The organism is Paenibacillus sp. LT-B23, from assembly GCF_059417685.1.
The window spans coordinates 34,914-54,920 of the sequence record NZ_JBSQBM010000008.1 but is presented as its reverse complement, the minus strand read 5'-3'; the positions used below and the strand labels follow the sequence as shown (position 1 = coordinate 54,920).

Genomic DNA, 20,007 nt, shown 5'->3' with positions numbered 1-20,007 from the left:
AGGAGGTCGGCGGTGACATGCTGGACGGTAAAAAATCTTACCTGATCAGTATCACCGCCCTTTTTTCTAAAAAGGGCTATGAACTGGCATTTGGTACAGACATGATCTTGGATACACAGCGGGATACGCGTTACCATCTGTCTGCTCCTGTGAATAGTACGTACCGAACGCTGAGGCAGGATATGTTAAAGAATGCATCCAAAGCTCCATATTCCGCTACAAGTTTATTCGGGAGAGATTGGAGAGAGGCAGCCATTGCTGGTGAATTCGAGGGTCAAACCGTGGAAGCCGTTCACTCGACCATTGTATCTTACCTATCAGATATTCACAGGCATTTTAGAGGAGAACTCAGACAGAAAGCGCAGCAGCCTTCACGTTCTACAGCGTCAGATGCGCGTTGGAAAATAGGTAGCAAGATCCATTCCATGGAACATGCAGATTCTATTCAGCAGGGATATAGGCAGGAGTCCATTCAGGCTGATTCTATTTTTAATGCGGTGCAGGAAGAAGACGCTGTTTCTGAAATGAGGCAGCAGGTAGAGGCTTTAAGTTCTGTTTATGAATACGGGAAGGTTTTCCCTGTGTATGAGGGACTTTTTGATGCAGGCTCTGAATCCGAGCAGCGTCAGGGGAACGGATCGCCTTCTTCTGAATCTGGAATTTACGGAGAAACGATTAAGCAGGGAGACACTGTTGAACAACAGACGGTTATTCACCAGATATTTCAGGATCGCGAAGCGATGTTAGAACAGCCAGTCGCGGCTGAAAGCTTTGCGATGGAAACTCTCATCCAGCCCGCAAGTGAGGCGTTGCGCCATCGAACCGATATTCGGGATGCCCTAATTGAAATATCAGAATCGAGTGTGAAGGAGCAGATTTTGGATTCGGATGAAATTAACGCTTTAACAAAAGCCAGCAAGCTTGAGCAGATAGTCGGAACTATTCCCGATGATCTACTGGGGACAGATGCTAGAGCCAAGGATGATGATGCCCCTGTAGAAGCTCGTATGGCGAAGTTCGACAAAAGCGAGGATGCCATCATAGATTGGCAGGTGTCTGTCAATCAGCTCCAATTTAAGGATTCCACCGACGGACATAGCACTGCTGCATTGATGCATTCTGGCACTGGTGCTGAACATGAGCGAATGGGCGTAACAGAGTTGAGTCATGACAGGCCAATGATGATTCAAGGGTCTGCCACAGGTAATCGTATTTATCCTCAAGTTGCTGCGGAGCCCCAAGGCATACTGAAGGCGGAGCATGGCGTATTTTCTATACAACCGGAAAACACTTCGTCCATTACAGCAGACCCAAGGATGGGATCGGTCACCGGGCCACCCGAGATGGGCACGTTGTCTGAAAGTATCCGCTCTGTATATGGCGAGTACGCGACAGAAATGGCCGAAGCGGGAATGGAAAATAACCTGCCAGAGGGTTTACAGCACGTTGATGTACCAGCTACACCAAGCTCGATTGAAAGTGCAATTCATCGAATGCAGGAGACTTCGAACGGCGGCTCACTTGAAGGGCTTCAAGGCCATTCGGCAGCAGGAAGCACGGAGTTCTCTGACAGGAAGATAGGTGTACAGACTGAAACGGTTACTAGCGGTCTCGCATCTTCAAGCGGGAACAGTTTGAATGAACCTATGAGTGTGGCTAGCTACAATAGTGAACAAGTCTGTCCTATCAGTCCAGATCGATATAGAGTAGCTTCAGCATATGATGACTCTAAAGTTGTGCCAGAGGAGCGAAGCATTACAGCCTATATCCATTCTTCCGCAGATGCTGACAATGAGCATTTAAGTTCTGGTATCCCTGAGCATCACGCAACGTTAGACGAATCTCAGCGTGGAGAGCGGATATACGTCAGTGAAGAAGCAGAGTTGGACGACCTTGGTTCTGCGCGATTAAATGGATTGGAGTTGGAGGGGCAGCATGGAGAGTTACTAGCAGCTGATGTTCTGATAGAAATGATTGCGGAATCTCCTGAAATTAGCAAAATGGCTCGAATGCTCCAGATTATGTACGGTGAGCAAGCAATGGAGCTCATTGAAGCAGGCATTGAAAATATTGTGGCAGAGGCTGTGAAGGAAGGGACAACTCAGACTTCGGTTGCTCTAATTACTGATAGCGTCATTCATCAACTGGAAACATCATTGGCTGGTGGTTCGTTGGAAGCTATCCAGATTCGTTCGGATCAAGCTAATATCGAGCATACCGAAGGGACGCTACAAACAAGTGCCGAGCAGGGCAGTAAGTCTTCCACTGAAGAGGGACAGCTTACGAATTCCGAATCCGGTAAATCTTTCTCTTCTAAGGAAGGTACGTATCATGCGATGGAACATGCTGAAAGACTCATATCTACGGAAACAGATATCCAGGTGTTGGGCCAGGCACTTATTAGCTCGGATAGTCCGAATGTCATGATACAGGACATGGAAGTAGGCAGAACCTTCTCCAGTACTACAGGTGTCACAGATTCCATGGAACAGGGCACCATGATCCAATCGTTTACAGAAGGTGAATATAGTCATTTGGAAAGGGCAGCCATGAGCACTGGGAACTTTGATACAACGGTGTCAGGACCACTCGAAAGCGCACAGTATATTGGCGAAATGGAAGCGGAGAAAGTCGCGCTGGTTCCGTCAGATCGAATAAGCGTAGAAAGTTTGGAAGCAGAGAAAGTTACGCTGGTTCCATCGGAACGTGTAAGCATCGTGAGCGTGGAAGCCGATCTGCATGAGGTCAAAGCTGGCGAGCTTTTAGAACAGATGAAGGAAGCTGATGTTACTTCATTGGAGCACGCTTTGGTCTATCCGGATATTCAAGCAAGTGTTATCACTAACGGCACTTGTGCTGACAGTCAGGAATATAATCAGGTCTCCGATGCTGTCCTCGTTGACGGAGAGCAAGCAGCCTCTATGGAATCCGTTCAGGAGACGATTACAGGTGAGATCGATCAGGCGAACAGCATCATGAGGACGAATGAGGCTGTGATCGAGCAGGTGCATGGACAAGGTAACAATGTTGAAAATGTACTTGAAGCCCTATGGGTTCACGTGGAAGGCTCTAGTGGTGAGAAGCAGACCTACATCAGTGTCAGAGACGATCATGAAACAGCCACGCTAGGAGATATCAGCAGAATCATGGATATTCAGAAGCTGGAACAAGGCCAAGCCAACGAACAAACGTTGGAAGCAGTAGTGCCTGCTCATACAAATGCAGAGCCTATTTTAAAAATAGAAGAAACCGACCTACATGCTATATCTGAAGGAACTCGCAAGAAGAAGGTCATGTCTACAAATATTGAGGATGAACACCAACAAGCTAGCAGAAAGAAAAAGGTAATAAAAACACAGATTACAGGTGCAGAAGAGGGTACACGTTTGAAAAAAACAGCTACTGTTCGTATCGAAGCTCCAGAGTCAGCCAATCGGCATAGAACCCTGAAGACGGTGATTGAGACTCCATCCGAAGCTACGAATCAATCGGTACCAGGCATGCCTAAACGAAAAATATGGATGATTATGGGCAAGATCGCTTCTTGGAACATCTGGAACTGGAAGAAGACAAGGTAGGTGATAGAAATCTCATGGGGATTTACAAGAAATGGAGTGGATTGATTTTTGATGACGCGTTCCAAAGTGGAGAAATCCATTCCCGCTACCAATTATCTCCGACAACGGCTTGTACCCTGGATACAGGCTTGCAGCAGTTATTTATGTCCCACACAGAACCGGAAACTATGCTTTTGTTTGATGCACCAAAGGATGAGCCTACCCTGCTGTTAGAAGTTACTGCTGATTATGTTCCTATTGCATACGGTGACGAAGGGGGAATTGTCATCTGGCAGGATGGCTACCATCGGCTGGAATTCCTGGAGAGTAAGGATACGACAACCCGGGAGTATAGCCGATGGCGGGCAGAGAAGAAGGGGAATCGATGGACCTTTTATGCTGATCGCGGATTGGGATGGGAGCTATTTGACTCGGCTGATCTGGAGGCTGAAAAAATAGGTATCCTCTTAAAAAATCCACAGCGTGATGAATATGAAAAACTTGGTTTAGACAGGCTTGTGTTATGTAAAAGCAACAAAATAACGATGGGAAATTTGCCAGAAGGCTATTCCGTGTTTTTATGCGATCCCCACGGATATGCTATTGCTTCCTCTAAAGTAGAGCCCACGTGGACAGGGGTTCATCTGGAGCTTCCAACGATGCCCTTTAGCGGAATGCTGAGGGTTTACGATGAAAACGGAGTTCTTTTATCGAGCCTTGGGGCAATGGATATGTACGGTGGTGATCTGTATCTGTATGGTACTGATCTTCGTGTGCTGTGGAAGGATAAAGAGCTTAGTCTAAGCGGCGAAACCTACCTGGGTACGATGTATGACAATACCATTCAGGTGCAGATGGAGCTGTATAATCCCTCAAAAAATAAGAAGGCCGAGCAAATCTCGATGGGTATCCTGAAATATCTGGAGGAATTTGGTTATGAATGGGCGGACTTGAGTCATGATGATGGATCAGATCATCCTCAAGGGGATTATATGCAGCGACTCCCTATGGGGACTCTCCCCCCCGACGGCAAGATGAAATTCTGGATGAAGATAGAGCGCAAAAATGAGCACTTTGGCATCAAGCCTCTTCATTTTATTTTGGATATTACTCATATATAAGGAGGTGTTGGATTTTGGCTGGTACGAAGATGACGTTGCGCAGATATGGAAATGAACTAATCTATTGGAACGGGCAGGAGATTATTGTAGATCAGGCCTACCTGGACAAGCATAAAGACTTGTACATCCGTCTGACACATCCTTATATATTGGGTACAAAGATGCTGGACGTATATCTGAATGGGCAGCATTTGCTGGTCCAGGGTGGATATGAAGAAGTGGACGAAAACACGATTCGTCTCGATTTGGGCACATACCCGCTGGAGCATCCCTTGGCAGGGCAGCACATTCCTCTCGTGATTAATGATGAAATTTACATCCGTACCTGGAAGGCTGAGTATCGTCAAGGGGGCGGAAGCGGTATTGATGATCTCAGGTTCAAAAGGCTGGAGGAAGAAATTGTATCGGCCCGTAAATATACGGAGCGTGATGTCCAGTTTCATCGTCTGGATGACAGGCTGGATTATATTCAAGAGCGGGCAGAGGTCAAAACGATGGTCTTTATGCTGGATCGGATTCCGCTGGGTCCCTGTAAATATGAAATGAGATTCCCCTTCGAAGGTAAGATCAGGGAAATATATGCTTCTTGCGGAGTGTACGGTACGAGTAAAAGTGAGTTTTCCATTGAAAAATGCTCACAGCTCGACTATGAAACGTTGCCAAACTGGACTAATATTTTCAGCCGTAACCTGACCATTCATGCGGGTGAGAAAACCAGTAGTACAAGCAACTTACCCTATGTTCTGTCCGATCCTCTGATTCATAAAAATGATCATTTTCGTATTTACACTCATGTGGCAGGCGAAGGCTTAAGAGGCTTGACGCTAGAAATTGTCGTTACTATATAAGGTAGAAAATAAGGTGAAAAATTAATGATTTAAAACAAAATATGACTACAATATCGGATAAGAAGGCATCAAGCAGACTTATATTGCATTCGTAACAAAACATAAAAGAGGATTTTGCAAAATCCCGACAAGGAGAGGTATGTTATGGCAGAAACAAGAGGTATTGCGAGATTTCGTGGTGAGCAGTTGAATAACAAGCTGTTGCGGAATCAACATTTTGATGAAGCGAACAAGATTGCAGAGAAGTACATTGACCTCCAGTTTCATAATCACCGTGAAATTTTGGAAGACACCAAGATTGATGTATTTGTACAAGTTAACGAAAAAGCGGTTGCCGGCAGCACACAGCTGGATGTATCTGGCGATATCGGTACAAGAACCATCTCGACCGGAGACAGAGTAGAAGGTGTTGTGCTGACCGAGAAGGTGCAGCTTCGCGCCGCCGGCACAGATAGCCCGATCGGAGACAGCGATTCTGACGTGGTATACGGTCGTCTTGAAGAAAGTAAAGGCAGCTACCTTCTGAAATTTTATAGTGTAGAAGGGGGCAAAGAGCAGCCTTATACATTTGATGCAAAAGCGGGCAAAATTGATTATCGTTTCGTGATTCGCACGAATTTGTCTGTCATTCCTTCGGATGCGATCATTCAAGGTGGTAGCGGATTCGTGGAAGGGGCCACCGATGCCAAGGCCTATATGAACCTGATTCAGTTGATGAAGGATGTATATGGTTCAACGGGTACGCTGGACAATGACGGTAATTCGAATCTCGTAGTTTCTATTCAAGATCAGATTAGCCAGGAGGTACAAGATCGCCAAGATGCGGATCAGGCGATTCGGGATCAGTTGGCGTCTGCTACAGGCGCACAACTGATCGGGGTTGCGACAGATCCGAACTATAGCGGAGTGACTTTACAGTTGGCTCTCAGCCATTTGGCGCAGCGCTTGAAATCTTCTGAGGATTTGATGAATGGAATTAATGACCGGGATGCAGATTCGGCAAACGGCTATTTCAAAGCAGGTGCTTTTGGTCATGCGGAAGGTCGTATTCTTGATCTGGAGAAGGCCGCAGATGCTGCATTCAAAGCATTAAGCGTGAAAGTGGGTACGATCGAAGCGGCGGATGAAGAAGAGGTATTTGAAGCAGTTGGTGGGGAAACGGAATACACTCTAAAAAAGGGAAAAGCCAAAGACAAAACGGTACGTCTGGCCATCAACGGGCAGCTCCAAACACCAGGCATTAACTTTACCTATATCAAGGATGCCAGCGGATTGATTACAGGCTTTAGCTTTACGCCGGATACGTTGAAGGTTGTCGAAGATGTACCGGATGTGTTGTTCATTCAGTATAAAAAGGCTGAATAAGTAAGAAGCAGGCCTCATCCTATTTTCTGAAACAATTAACTCTTTGTATCCATCTGCTTAAGCTATAGCAGCACCCCTTAGAAGCGTTGAACGAGTGTATGCTCATTCGTAGCAGCTAAGGGGTGTATTTATGTCTACCTCTAAAGAGTTTTGTAGGTTTTATTTCCGCAGAATGTTAGTTTTCGATTCTAGTTACTTATATTGAGTATGCCATGAAGAACGTGGCAAAGGGTTTTATTTTATCTTTTCTAAAATGAAGGAGGAAAAAACATGCCAGCACCAGCAGTATCATGGCTTAAAACAGACAACGTAACAACATTGTCAAAATGGGAGATCGGGACGATTGACGCAGGATCTTCTTCTCCAGCTCTGGGTGTACTTATTTGGAACAACCGGGGGAATGTAAATAACGATTTTTCGACAATGACCAATTGTACCATTACAACCAAGGATAGCTCAGGTGGAGATAATGGTGAGCTGGTCCTGAATACATGGATTCAGGTACGTGTAGATAGTATGGCAGAATCCAGCTTCACCTCAATTGGCGGGACAGCGACGAAGGTCATTCAGGCGGGAGGGAATACGGTCAATTCCAAGGGAACCTTTTCGCCGGGAAACAAGGAAATTTTGGGGGTTATCAACGATGGCTCTGTAGGCAATTCCAAAGGCAACTACACACAAGTGACACTACAAGCAAGCGTTCCGGCTACGGCCACGGCGGGTAATGTCAACTTTTTGACACGTGTGGCCTATCAATACGTCTAACAACTGATATCCAATACAATGGGAGGAAGAATATCTATGTTTGCACAATGTAACGGATATTCTCCTGTGTCACAGGATTTTATTTGGCTGGGTGAGTACACGGACGGTGCTCACCTTTCTGAGTATGATTTTGTCACTCAGGCAGAAAACAGCTTTTACGCCATTCAAAGAGAAAAATTGGTCCGTTTTGGTATGGTTGGGCATGGTCAAACCTTTTTCTTTGAAAGTGACGGTATTTTCAAATTAGCTGGCAGGATGGTGGAACTGGTATATTCAACGCCGGACAAAGACTATAACCTGACGGGTAATGTGTTTCAATCCTACAGAGACATTATTGCATATAAGGATGCGGAGGCATCTGGATTACCCAACTACAGTCCTGCTGCGGCTGGAGAGAAAGGCGTAATGAGCAGTACGATTACCCAATTTAATTTTGGATATAAGGCGGCACTTCTGATTGACCCTGTTGAATTTCATGTCAAAGCGATCTGTAAGATTCCATTCAATGCACCCGTTCATATGGCATTGAGACTCGTATCTAATACGGAACTGAATGGTAAATTACGGGTCAAAGTAAACGGCTTGGTTACACAGGAATTCAGTGCTCCATTAAAACCCGATATCGGAGGTGAATTGAATTGGCTGGTTCAGTAATACGTAATTATACGATTGAAGTGGATAACATCAATAAAAAGTCAGTGTTCAGTATATATCCTTATCCTGTAGAAGTGCTCACTCCAAATGGCTGGGAGAATATCAAAGAAGAATTTGAAGAGCTTCAGGAAAAAAAACTGGATGGCAATTATACATTAACACCTGATGAAGAGCAGATGTATCAAGAATATAAGCAATTGGCTGATTCCTTTTACGAAAATAAAATAGCTTCCACGATTATTTTGGATACCGTCGATCCGGCGGGAATTGACATCGTGGGTAGAGATCGGGTGAAGCATGTATTGGATGCGGAAACCCGCGAACAGATTCCGTTTGGACGTGAATTTGCTTATGTGCATGGAGCCTCCAATCTTAGCGGAACGATTATTTTACCCTATGATGATTATTCGGATGTATACGTAGTCAGTGATGCGGATGAAGACGGTGTTGCCGACCTGACCTATGTGAAGACGAAGGAAGAGACGGACGGCGTAAGACCCTATTATGAAAAGATAGAGGGCCAGACCTATATTTATGTGGATCACTTCTCTGGTGGTGGTGGAACGCAGGCAGATCCTTATATTGTTTCTACCGAACAGGATTTGGATGATGTACGGAAGAAGCCTGGGGCCTGGTATATGCAGGATAGGGATATTGTCATGGGCAGCTTTCAGAGTGGAGAGGGGTTTACACCGATAGGTGATGGTAGTACCTCTCTTATGTTCACAGGTGTATATGATGGGAATGGTTACTCTATAAAAAGCTTGTACATGAATCAGGATAGAAATTTTGTTGGCTTATTTGGTTATACCAGGTCTGCAACAATTCGTAATTTACGGTTAATCAATCCTAACATAACGAATAAAAAGTTATATACAGGTGCTTTAATAGGTTATGCATTCAATACTTCAGTATATAACTGTAATATTATTTCAGGTGTAGTAGAAGGTCAGAGTGGAATTGTTGGTGGATTAATCGGTCAACTATATCAAGACATCCGCAATTATTCAGGCAGCTCAACCATTAATTATTCATTTAATTATAAGTGTAACGTTCGATCCGCAGGCAATATTGCAGGAGGGTTCATTGGAAATGTAAATTATTACAACGGCAGTTTCTCAATTGCATATTGTTACTCTACCGGTAAGGTTGAGGATATCACATTAGCTCGGGAAAGAAGCAATATTGGGGGCTTTATAGGCAGTAATAATACTTCTGCAATCACAAATTGTTACTGGGATATAGAAACCTCTGGAATTCCAACCAGTGCAGCAGGTGTTGGCAAATCCACATCCGAATTAAAAGTTGCATCCACATTTGAAAACTGGGATTTTGAAAATTATTGGTATATGAGTCAGGATTACAATGGAGGATATCCTGAGCATCGACAGTTTATTCAATATCAGAACGGAACAGGAAAAAAAGAGGATCCTTTCATTATCCTGACGGAGTTTGATCTTTCCCAAATGCGTTGGTTCCGCAATGAATATTATTTCAAATTTGAAGATGATATCAAAATGACACAATTTCAGGCGAATGACGGATTTTACCCCATTGGTTTTAATCTTGTGGGTAAAGAATCGTATTTCAAAGGATATGTTGATGGTGGAGGGCGCTGTGTTGCTAACTTATTCATCTATCGTCCCAATGATTCATTAGTAAGTCTGTTTGGCTACATGATGGGTGGATGGATCAAAAATCTGGATATCATTGATTGTAATATTACAGGCAGCAGTTATACGTCAGCATTAGCGGGCCAGGTTTCCAAAGCTACCATTAGCAATTGCCATGTCAATACATTTTCTTATTGCAAAGTTACAAGTAAAGGAAATCATGGAGCCGGCTTGGTAGGACAGGTAACTACGGATGGAATCATAGAGGACTGTAGTGTAAATACAACTGTCGTAGGAGTAGACTACACTGGAGTATTTGCAGGCTATTTAACAGGTAATGGAATTATACGCAGATGCTATGCTTCTGGTAAAGGTGAGAGTACCGGTAATTACCTGGGGGGATTTTTAGGTTACGGTAATGGCTCTTCTGTATTGGAGGATTGCTGGACAGATGCGCAGTTAAATGGAGTGACAGTAGGCGGATTTGGTGGAAACACGGGTACCCTTACGATAAGACGTTGTCTCGCGTTAGGCAAGGCATTTGCTTCCTCCGGATTGAATGGATTTATTTACACAGGAAGCGGAGCCTTTTCACATAATTACTTTGATAAGGAATTGTACAAGACTACTTCCGGTACAGGAGGATCAGGTCTGACCACCCGTGAAATGAAGTACAGGGGAACCTACTCCAATACAGCCTGGAATTTTGACGATACTTGGATTATGGACCCTAAATACAACGACGGTTATCCTGCATTAAGGAAGCTTCTGCCTCTTGATCTGCCGTTGCTCGGCTTCCGTAATGAATTTGGCAAATACTATACGGATAATGCAGGAGAGCGGCTGCGTTACCTGGAGTTCGGCACATTAGTCGCAAGCCAAACCTCTTCCCCCAAACCAGTATGGTTGCAAAATAATGCTGATTTCCCGGTGAATCAACTCAAAACATGGGTGGATAGCGCGACGGTAGCCAAAGGAATGGAAATTGATTTAAGTATGTCGGATACTCCGTTTTTACCTGCTCAGGAATTAGCCTTTAATGGCACCTTGGCCAAGGGCAGCGCGGAAAAGTTCTATGTAAGAATCAAGTCGGATATTGCAGTGAAGACGGGTGGAACGTTTGATCTAAGGGCGAAAGCAAGCCCCATGTAATGATGTTCCAATACAATGGAATAGGGCGTGATGTTCATGTTTAGTAAGAGAGGATTAATCCTTTCCCTTCACGCTTCCCTTGCTGATCAAGGTTTGGAGGCTGGTTCCAACTCAAAACCCACTTCGCAATGGCATGATTTGAGTGGTAAAGGAAATCACGGCATACTGAACGGCTTCCAATTTACGAAAAATGATGGCTGGGTAGGAAAGAACACCCTTGCCCAGCCCTATGCCCTGTTTTTTAACGGGACGAGTCAATATATCCAATGTACAGGCGCGGATACCTCTAAGCCGATCAACAGTGTTACCTTTGAAGTGTGGATATATTATATCGGAGGCAACGTTGTTTTGTCCTCCGGGGGACAACTGGACGATACTGAGGGGAACGATACCCAGGGCATCTCGGTCAAGTTTAATCCTACAGGGGAATTGGAGCTTCAGATTGCGACCAGCACGAGAAAAGCATATGCCAACTTAGGGAAGTTACCCAGAAACAAATGGTATCATATTGTTGGCGCATATGACGAAATTACAGGCAATCTATCTACCTTTCTGAATGGGGCTCCTCAAGGAAATGTGCAAGCTGAAGCCACTGAGCATATCAAACAGCCAGATGGACTTTTTATTGGTAAACACAGTACAGAGGCTAGTCAGTGGTTTCGTGGATATATTCCTGTTGTACGGATGTACAATGCTGCGTTAACGATGGATGAAATCGTTGCAAACTATATGTCTGGTTACCTTTTGGGGATAAGTCATTCGGACATGCAGAATCATGCGAGAGTACCGGAAAGGCAGAATCTCATAGCATCCTTGCAAGTAGGAATTAGCGGGGGAGTTCAAGGGAAGCAGACTATTATTCCTACGGACATGGCTGACATGTTTTCACATATAACGGTTAAAAAGCCTATGGATGTAGTCAGCAATATGCATATTAATACTCATGTTTCTGTAAAAGCGCACTATGCGGCCCACCCTGCGGATCATGATGATGTACAGAGTGCTATTGAAGTTAAGGTAGCGGATAATCTTGCAGCCGTACTGGGTGTTAATACATCAGGTAAAGCAGCAGTAAAGGCTCGCTACGGTATCCTGCCTACGGATAACAGCGATGTTCAAGGTAGAGTGGCAGTTAAGGTATCCGATCATCTCACTGCTATGCTGAGTGTTAGCTCATCAGCTATAGCAGTAGCCGCATACGATGTGAAGCGGCTCATGCCAAATGATTTGCTTTCCAGCCTGAATGTTGTGCAACAGGGATTACCTTCCTGTATATCGGTTCAAGCAAGTACTACCTTAGCCGCCAAATACGATATTCATGCTGCTCAGGAGCAAAACCTCAAAGCTGCAATAGAGGTCAAAAAGCCTAATGATATCGTCTGCAGCTTAAAGGTAAACACTCAGGCAAACAGCAATGGAAGATATCAGGTGCGGGGGATTGAGCCTGCTAACCTCAGCTCCAGCCTGCAAGTTAAATCTATTCATCAAATATATTCATCATTGTCTGTACGAGCCCATACTCACCTGGCCGTGAAATATGGTATAGAGTCTCTTGGAGCCGAAGACTTAACCTCCTTCCTGACGGTACCAAGTATATCTGAACTGCACAGTAGCATTCTGGTAGGTACCCATACCCGAATCATGGGGCATTACTATATTCATAAAAGCCATGTTATAGATATATATGCTAGTCTGGAAATTAAGAAAACGGAGAATCTACCTTCATTCTTGTCTATTGCATCCTTTACCCAGTCTACCGGCAGATACCGGATAACTTCTCGGAGTTATGATGATCTTCCGTCTGCAATGACGGTTCGGGAAGTTTCGAATATGGCTTCATCCATAGGAGTTGCACCCTATACATGGATGAAAGGCAGATATGATGTTATCGAGCCTCCGACATACACGACGATTATGTATTCTAATAAAGATGCTTTTGTTCGTGAGTCTCAGCCCAGATTAAACTATGGCGTTGAGGAACAAATGTATGTTGGATATTCTGCCTCGGCTCAGGAGAGATACAGATCTTATGTTGGTTTTGATCTGGATACTGCTTCTATTCCCAAGAAAAATACAACGATTAAATCTGCCGAGCTCAAAGTGTATTTTGACGGCCGTAACGTACCCTTGAAGGGGATACAGCTTATTGAAGCATCCAGGGAATGGACAGAATACGGAGTTACATGGCAAAATCAACCGTTTCCGTTTGGCTTTAGCAGCTCGACTTCAACCTATGATGGTATAAACATCGTTCAAGACGTAGGTGGAGATTCAGGATACATTTCTTTCGATGTAACTGATTCCATTCGTGCATGGTATGAAGGAAAAAGGCCGAATTTTGGATATATCTTTAAAGCTCTGGATGAATTTGAAAATGGAAGTATCCGTTTTTTTACCAAGGAGCAAAAATCGTACCGTCCTATATTGGATATTACGTACTATGATACTCGTATCTATAGCTTGGGCAGGAACAGTATAGAAGGTGGCCTTACCTCTCGCGTAAGTAAGGTATCTGATCTTGCAGCCTCGTTTCGTATTAAACAGTCCCATGGAGCAACAGTTTGGAAGGGTAGCCTGTTTGTCCATAACCAAAGGGAGATCCTGGCCGATATCACAGTGACGGTACCTAACTTAACCAGTAAAGTGTCTGTACGCCGTAAGGATAATCATTCTTTGGCAGCTCAGCTTGTTATTGCTGTTGCACGTGAGAATTCAATGGACAGCACCCTATGGGTGAATAGGAAAATAGTACCTTCGATTATGTATGTCTTTTACAGGGAGAACCTTGCTTCCGAACTGAGTGTTGCCCGCTGGGCAGCTCCGTTTCCCGAGCTTCCGGCAACGCTTCTTGTCAATCGTAAGGAAACGCTTGGATCGATCCGTGTAAGAAGGACAGAGCATCAGGATATCTCTTCTGGTATGGAGCTGAGTATCCCTAATATATTAGGGAACATAACCGTTTTTCAGGGAGCGGTAAAGAAAAGCTCTATTTCAGTCCGTAGATCTCGTGAAGTGGATCTGATGGTGGAGGGGCGTATACTTGATAGGCAAGATATGCCTGCGGATATGAATATCCACAATCCTGATTTTTACGGCTGGCTTCAAATTGTGTTTAGTAATCAGCTCATATCCGGTTTGTCTGTAAGAGCCCAAGCGTATTCCAGGCTATCTTCAACGTTCACAATACCGCATTATACTTCTTTGAGATCAAGTATAGCGATCTGGCCGAAAAAAGATGTGCTTTCAAGCCTTACCGTGCTTTCAGGAAATTTATGGGCCTCCATATCCATTCCGTACCATAAAAGAATGGATATGCAGTCACGAATTACAGTGCGGGCTAAGCTCGTTTCTGATCTGGAAATTGCAGTAGGAGTAAGATCCGGCAATCTGGGCTCTAACCTAAAGGTTCGAGTGGACAGCCATACGGATCAGTCTTCTCATCTGCGAATCAGACGTAGTCATTTGGACTCTGTCTCAAGTGAGCTTTACGTAAAAACTTGGGAGAAATCTGAACTTAAAGGCAGGATCAGTGCACGGAAAAGCCGTGAATCTGATAGATGGTCTCGAATCTCTGTGCGAATTTCCGATCAGCAGGATTGGGATACCGAACTATCGATTCGTGTTATGGAACACCATGATCTGAATGCTGAAGTGGGGATTAGACGGGACGCAGCGTATGATAAATATGGTCGCGTTACCGTTCGACATTCAGAGCAAACAGAGCTTCCATCAGATTTGGAGATTCGGGAACATAGTCACATCACAGGCTATCTAACGGTGAGAAGGACAGTACAAATAAGCTTACAAAGTGATATGAGTGTGTGGGAGAAATCCATTGTCACTGGCTCAGTGGTGGTCAGACAGTATCGACAAAATGATCTTCATGGTTCCATGGACATTTGGAAAAGATCTATATTAAAAGGCCATATTTCCGTGTGGCAGAAATCATTACTACCTGGGGCTATACAGGTTCAGGTGTATGATGATATGGCTTCCAGTATAGATGTGGCTACAGAATACGGATACTGCTTTATCATGTAAACTTAACCCCTGCTATTCGTAGCAGGGGTTAAGTTTTACTGATTTTTACTTATATTGAACCTGTCAGGGAAGAAAATAGACAAAAGGCCAAAACAGATCCTTGAATGCGAAGGTAGAGGCATTGGTAGCCAGACTTGAAGGTGGATAGGAAATAGATTTTTAGGTTGATACTTGAAAAGTTTGAGAGAGAGGAAATAAACTGACGTTTGAAATGAAGTACTAATTGGAGGCTATCGAGGAACTTCGACAGTTTTCAAAAGAATGTTGAAATAGGTCTTATGGAACATGTTCGAATTGATTCAAAAGGCTTGTTTGAAAGATGTATACACAAAAAAAATAGAACAATATAACCAGATGAAAATAACATCAATCAATGTTAGGAATTGACAAGGTTATATATACCTATTAAAATGAGAACATAAGTTCGTATTTTGAAAAGATAATAGATAAATTGCAACTCTTCTGATAGATATGACGACTATTAGAGTAGAATCCTAAAAATTATATATTCAATTAGGTAAATGGAACTGATTCAAATGTATTACGTATTAAAAAAAAGAGTAGGGTAAGATAAAGAAAAAAGTGGAAACTAATTGTCGAATGTCGAAATTCGGAAAGGAGTTGTGATACAAGTTTTAAGGAGGGAACAGAGTGAACTGGAACCTATTGATTTAAAATAAACTATTAAAATAGGAGAACCGCAATGATAACGACAAATGTTAGCTCATTTGACCCAGATACCTTAAATCATATTTTTAACTTTATACTTCGTGGTGTTAACGAGGAGGATCGAGAAGATGTGAAACAGGATTCAATCGTTCAAATTCTGACAGCGATCCACAAAGGGAATATAAAAAAGGATATATCTACTTTTTCACATACGGTCATTAAACGTTCTGTGGTTGACTATTATCGTAAAAAAAAACGTAAAATTGCACAGTTTAGTACAACCGTTAACTTTTGCGATGGCACAGATGAAGAAGGCTCAATGGCCAATTATTACTCGGTTCAGGTGAATGATTATGGGTTTAAATTAGCAGACGTGAAAGTAGACTACTTAAGCAATCGTAACAGATTCACAAAACAGGAGCAACGAATCATAAATTTCATGCTATTCACCGAAGAAGGAATGGATATGAAACCTGCAGAAATCGCCCATTATCTTGATATTCATAAATCTCATGCTTGTCGAGCCGTGAAAAAACTAAGAGAACTCTATAAAACTGAGATTGACAAATAAACACTCTGATATACCACTATCAGAACAAAATCAAATCCAAAAGGAAATAGAAAGGCACTACGCACTGCCCCTTACTATACATTAATTAGTATACATATCTGACTGAGGCATTGCAAGTGAATGATTCTGAAAATTTAATGAAAATTGTTAATAAGGAAGGTAGTTTACATGTTGAGTCGCTATTTAGTCGGTGGAAGATTAGACCCACCTTTCTATCCTACCAAAACAAGGCCCTGCATAGCAAGCCGCAGGGTTGATATAGATGGCTTAAGAGCTGTAGAAGGTAAAAGGATGATATTAGATACCTTTAAGATATCCAATGATCTTGAGTTTTTCGCTATTTCAATAAAGGCGGATGTTATTACCCCTGCTGATTATTGGTCTTTAGTGGTTGATGAAAATGTAATTGTTAACCATGTATATTGCAAAGATTATAGTGAAGGTCTCTATTTTCAGGTAGCTCATCCTGTAATGGGCGGGAGGGAATTTCGTTTTGAATTTTACACGGAGAGTGCTGACCGCAAAAGAATAGAAGTATCCTATTATTTTTTGACAGACCCGAAGGTTACCCTTCGTCTAAACGGTATAACGAACCAAAGCTATGATCCTATTTCTCTACCAGACCGGGTTTAAGGAACAGCACCTAGGGAGGGAGGTTATAGAACATGATCGGTTATATGAATAAACGCCCCCATTGTGGGGCGGAATCTTCTTTTGTTCCTGAAGAGATGGAATGCGATCAATCCCTTGTTCTTTGGTGTAAGCACTGTGGGGATTATATCAATCAGACCATAACGATGGAATCCTTGAGGAAGTGGTGGGCGAGATACGACGCAGGCGAAGACGCATTTAAGCCACCTGTGAGCAAAGGCATACTGCTTATGTTTGAAAAGCTGGAACAAACGTTGGCAGCAGAACCTGACTGTAACCTGAATCGGGTTGAAATACATCTCAAGGATTTTACAGACTATCGCTATAAATAAACTCTGGAGGCAAGGCTATGAACTATACGAACAACAACAGGTACCAGCAAGATGGGGAAGATTCTGATTCAGTAGAATTTATACAAATTATTAGCAAAATTCAGAGAGTTGTCAAAGAGAATAAGGAGCTTAAAAGGAAAAATCATCATCTGATTTCCCAAAATAGACAACTTGCGGCCCGTAATCAATTGCTCGAATTGCAAATGAATGAATATACGTCTTTGGTTCAGGAAATGGAGCAGCAGTTCCTTACCCAGCACGAATATGTGTTGGATTCGATGCAAACTAACCAAACGCGTTCAAAGAATTTTTTATACTTGGATGGATTCCGGCCATACGTATCTCATTAACTATTCAGATAAATAAATTCTAAAAAGGTAGACCGACTACTGGAGTGTGAGCGTGATCAATGTAGAAGGAAATTCATTATGCTGGTATTTCCAGAAAATACGGGGTGAACGGATTGCTCAGTGATACGTATGTACAATTAAGAAAACCTGCTGTGAAGGATATGCATAATATAAAGCTGATCTGTGCGTGTAAAGAGGACAAAGACCTTCTTGGGGAATTTCTTCAAGAGAATCGGAAATTTATGTTTTCGATTATTATGCGATATAAGGGAAGTATAGAAGAGCTAAAAATGAAATTCAAGGTTACTGAAGATGACTTATACCAACATGCATGTATAGGATTACTAACGGCACTCAAGGATTTTGATATTCATCGAGGAATTAAATTTACTACGTATGTAGTAAGGCCAATTTTATGGGAGGTTAATCAGTTATTATATAGCAACTCTCAAGAGGTAAGACTTAGTCGAGGAGCTATTGATATGATCCGAAGGATGGTAGAGATAGAAGATACACTAGGCTACAGGCCGAGTGAGCAAAAAATGGCGAAGCTCCTTCAAGTTCCTATAGAACGTTACAGAGAAGTTGCCCAATTCAGTGATGCAATGGAACATTTTGATTCAATAGATAACTTCGAAGCTACAGACAACTCACAAAATAACATAGATGAGCATGTGATTAATAAGGTTTATGTTCAACAACTGTTATGTAGTTCTCTGTTTACAGAACATGAAAAAACGGTGATGCACTTAATTATGAAAGGAGCTAATAACTCCCGGATATCTGAAATACTCCACGTATACCCCATGACAATCAGCAGGACGTTAGCACGCATCAGGAAAAAAATAGACAAACACAAACAGGATACTGAGAATATCCAAATTGAAGCTCAATCAAAATACAGAGAAGAAATTAACTTAATTGTAGAGATGAGTAAAGAACATAAACAAGTCTTGAATGTTACAGACATTACAGATGTACTTAAAATATCCGGCTATGATATTTCAAAGTATTCAAAACGTGTTCTTTACTATATCCGAAAAAAAGCAAAATTAGCTATATAAAGTATAGCAAAGTTAAACGCAAATCACAACTGCTCTCGATCGATATTAGAATCAAGAGGGTAAAAAAAGCCCATGCAGTTTTCAGCATGAGCTTTAAAGCGAAAAAAGATATCAAACCTATCCCAGTACCGTTAGCTCTTTCGGAAAAGAGGTCAGTACTTCTACGCCGTCAGAGGTGACCAGAACGTCATCTTCAATCCGCACACCACCGAGGCCTGGCACGTAGATGCCGGGTTCTATGGTGAACACGAAGCCTTCATGAAGCAGGTCTTCATTGCCGCCATGCACAGACGGATATTCGTGAACGCTCATGCCAAGGCCGTGTCCAACCCGATGGTTAAAGGCGGGACCATACCCGGCAGCTTCTACAACTGCACGTGCTGCCTGGTCTACCGACGCGCAGGATACACCCGGACGAATGGCGGCAATACCAGCCTCGTTTGAGCGGAGTACCGTCTGATAAATCGTCTCCAGCTCAGCTGACAGCTTGCCAAAAGCAAAAGTACGCGTAATGTCTGAGGCGTAACCGTCTGAATATACGCCCATATCAAACATGAGCAGATCGCCGTGTTCCAGCTTGCGGGTACCAGGAACACCATGAGGCAGCGCTGTTTTGGGTCCAGATAGTACCGTAGTGTCAAAGGACGGGCCATCTGCGCCGATTTTCTTCATCTGGTATTCAATTTCGGCTACCAGCTCGACTTCTGTCACGCCTTCACGCACATGGGTCAGGCCGTGGCGAAGCGCGTCCTCTACCAATTGTGCGGCATGTTTCAGACGCCGTACTTCCTCAGGTGTTTTTCTTACGCGCATATCCTGAAGCACGGGACCGAGATCCACATATTGAGCCGCACCAATGGCAGTATGTAGCTGCTCGTAGCGGAGTACAGAGACGTGTTCCTTTTCCAAGGCGAACACCTTCACCCCGGTATCTGTGTGCTGGCGCAGCAAATCATATGGATTATCCGTATCTGTGTGGGTGGAGATGCGAGTCACGGAAGCAGCAGCGTGGGCCGCCTCTGCATCCAGTGCAGGCACGATCAGTTCAGGCTCCTCGTCCCGTAGCAGCACCAAGCCGAGGAATCGCTCATGCGGCTCACTGGCAAAGCCAGTCAGGTAGTAGATATGCTTGGGATCGGTGACGAGCAATCCGTCCCATGACTGTGACTTCAATTCATCATATAGCCGGGTTATTTTATCATTCATGCAGATTCATCCCTTTCTATTCATGAATTCATTATAACGCTTATTACA

General features: G+C 43.4%; 14 protein-coding genes. 13 read left to right on the top strand and 1 reads right to left on the bottom strand.

The annotated features are described in order from the left end of the window. Positions 1-17 precede the first annotated feature (17 nt). From ACWXW9_RS11660 to ACWXW9_RS11600, 13 genes are all read left to right on the top strand, one after another. A complete protein-coding gene (locus ACWXW9_RS11660; RefSeq protein WP_494929529.1) occupies positions 18-3,578 on the top strand; it encodes a hypothetical protein in 3,561 nt (1,186 codons plus the stop codon). A gap of 14 nt (positions 3,579-3,592) precedes the next feature. Then, a complete protein-coding gene (locus tag ACWXW9_RS11655) occupies positions 3,593-4,678 on the top strand; it encodes a cell adhesion protein (protein ID WP_494929660.1) in 1,086 nt (361 codons plus the stop codon). Between the two features lie 14 nt (positions 4,679-4,692). Beyond that, positions 4,693-5,526, top strand: a complete 834-nt coding sequence (locus tag ACWXW9_RS11650) for a hypothetical protein (protein ID WP_494929528.1) — start codon at positions 4,693-4,695, stop codon at positions 5,524-5,526. A gap of 144 nt (positions 5,527-5,670) precedes the next feature. Beyond that, positions 5,671-6,891: a hypothetical protein gene (locus ACWXW9_RS11645; protein WP_494929527.1), complete on the top strand. Its 1,221-nt coding sequence runs from the start codon at positions 5,671-5,673 to the stop codon at positions 6,889-6,891. Between the two features lie 270 nt (positions 6,892-7,161). Continuing rightward, positions 7,162-7,656 carry a hypothetical protein gene (locus tag ACWXW9_RS11640; protein WP_494929526.1) on the top strand — a complete coding sequence of 165 codons (495 nt, stop codon included), beginning with the start codon at positions 7,162-7,164 and terminating at the stop codon, positions 7,654-7,656. A 36-nt stretch (positions 7,657-7,692) separates the two neighbouring features. Next, a complete protein-coding gene (locus tag ACWXW9_RS11635; RefSeq protein ID WP_494929525.1) occupies positions 7,693-8,310 on the top strand; it encodes a hypothetical protein in 618 nt (205 codons plus the stop codon). After that, on the top strand, positions 8,295-11,075 hold the full coding sequence (locus tag ACWXW9_RS11630; protein ID WP_494929524.1) for a filamentous hemagglutinin: 2,781 nt from the start codon (positions 8,295-8,297) through the stop codon (positions 11,073-11,075). Before ACWXW9_RS11635 ends, ACWXW9_RS11630 begins: the two co-directional genes overlap by 16 nt. A gap of 36 nt (positions 11,076-11,111) precedes the next feature. Then, positions 11,112-15,116 (top strand): DNRLRE domain-containing protein, encoded by a 4,005-nt coding sequence (locus tag ACWXW9_RS11625; protein ID WP_494929523.1) that lies wholly within the window; start codon positions 11,112-11,114, stop codon positions 15,114-15,116. Between the two features lie 703 nt (positions 15,117-15,819). Continuing rightward, complete coding sequence (locus ACWXW9_RS11620; RefSeq protein WP_494929522.1) at positions 15,820-16,356, top strand: sigma-70 family RNA polymerase sigma factor; 537 nt, start codon at positions 15,820-15,822, stop codon at positions 16,354-16,356. Positions 16,357-16,524: 168 nt separating this feature from the next. Then, the gene (locus ACWXW9_RS11615; protein WP_494929521.1) at positions 16,525-16,989 is read left to right on the top strand and encodes a DUF8551 domain-containing protein; all 465 of its coding nucleotides are present in this window, start codon (positions 16,525-16,527) and stop codon (positions 16,987-16,989) included. Between the two features lie 32 nt (positions 16,990-17,021). Beyond that, entirely contained in the window at positions 17,022-17,339 is a 318-nt protein-coding gene (locus ACWXW9_RS11610; RefSeq protein ID WP_494929520.1) for a hypothetical protein, read from the top strand. A gap of 17 nt (positions 17,340-17,356) precedes the next feature. Then, positions 17,357-17,689 (top strand): hypothetical protein, encoded by a 333-nt coding sequence (locus ACWXW9_RS11605; protein ID WP_494929519.1) that lies wholly within the window; start codon positions 17,357-17,359, stop codon positions 17,687-17,689. Between the two features lie 104 nt (positions 17,690-17,793). Further along, the gene (locus ACWXW9_RS11600) at positions 17,794-18,753 is read left to right on the top strand and encodes a sigma-70 family RNA polymerase sigma factor (RefSeq protein ID WP_494929518.1); all 960 of its coding nucleotides are present in this window, start codon (positions 17,794-17,796) and stop codon (positions 18,751-18,753) included. A 117-nt stretch (positions 18,754-18,870) separates the two neighbouring features. Here the strand turns inward: ACWXW9_RS11600 and ACWXW9_RS11595 are convergent, their stop codons facing one another. Beyond that, entirely contained in the window at positions 18,871-19,959 is a 1,089-nt protein-coding gene (locus ACWXW9_RS11595; RefSeq protein WP_494929517.1) for a M24 family metallopeptidase, read from the bottom strand. Positions 19,960-20,007 lie beyond the last annotated feature (48 nt).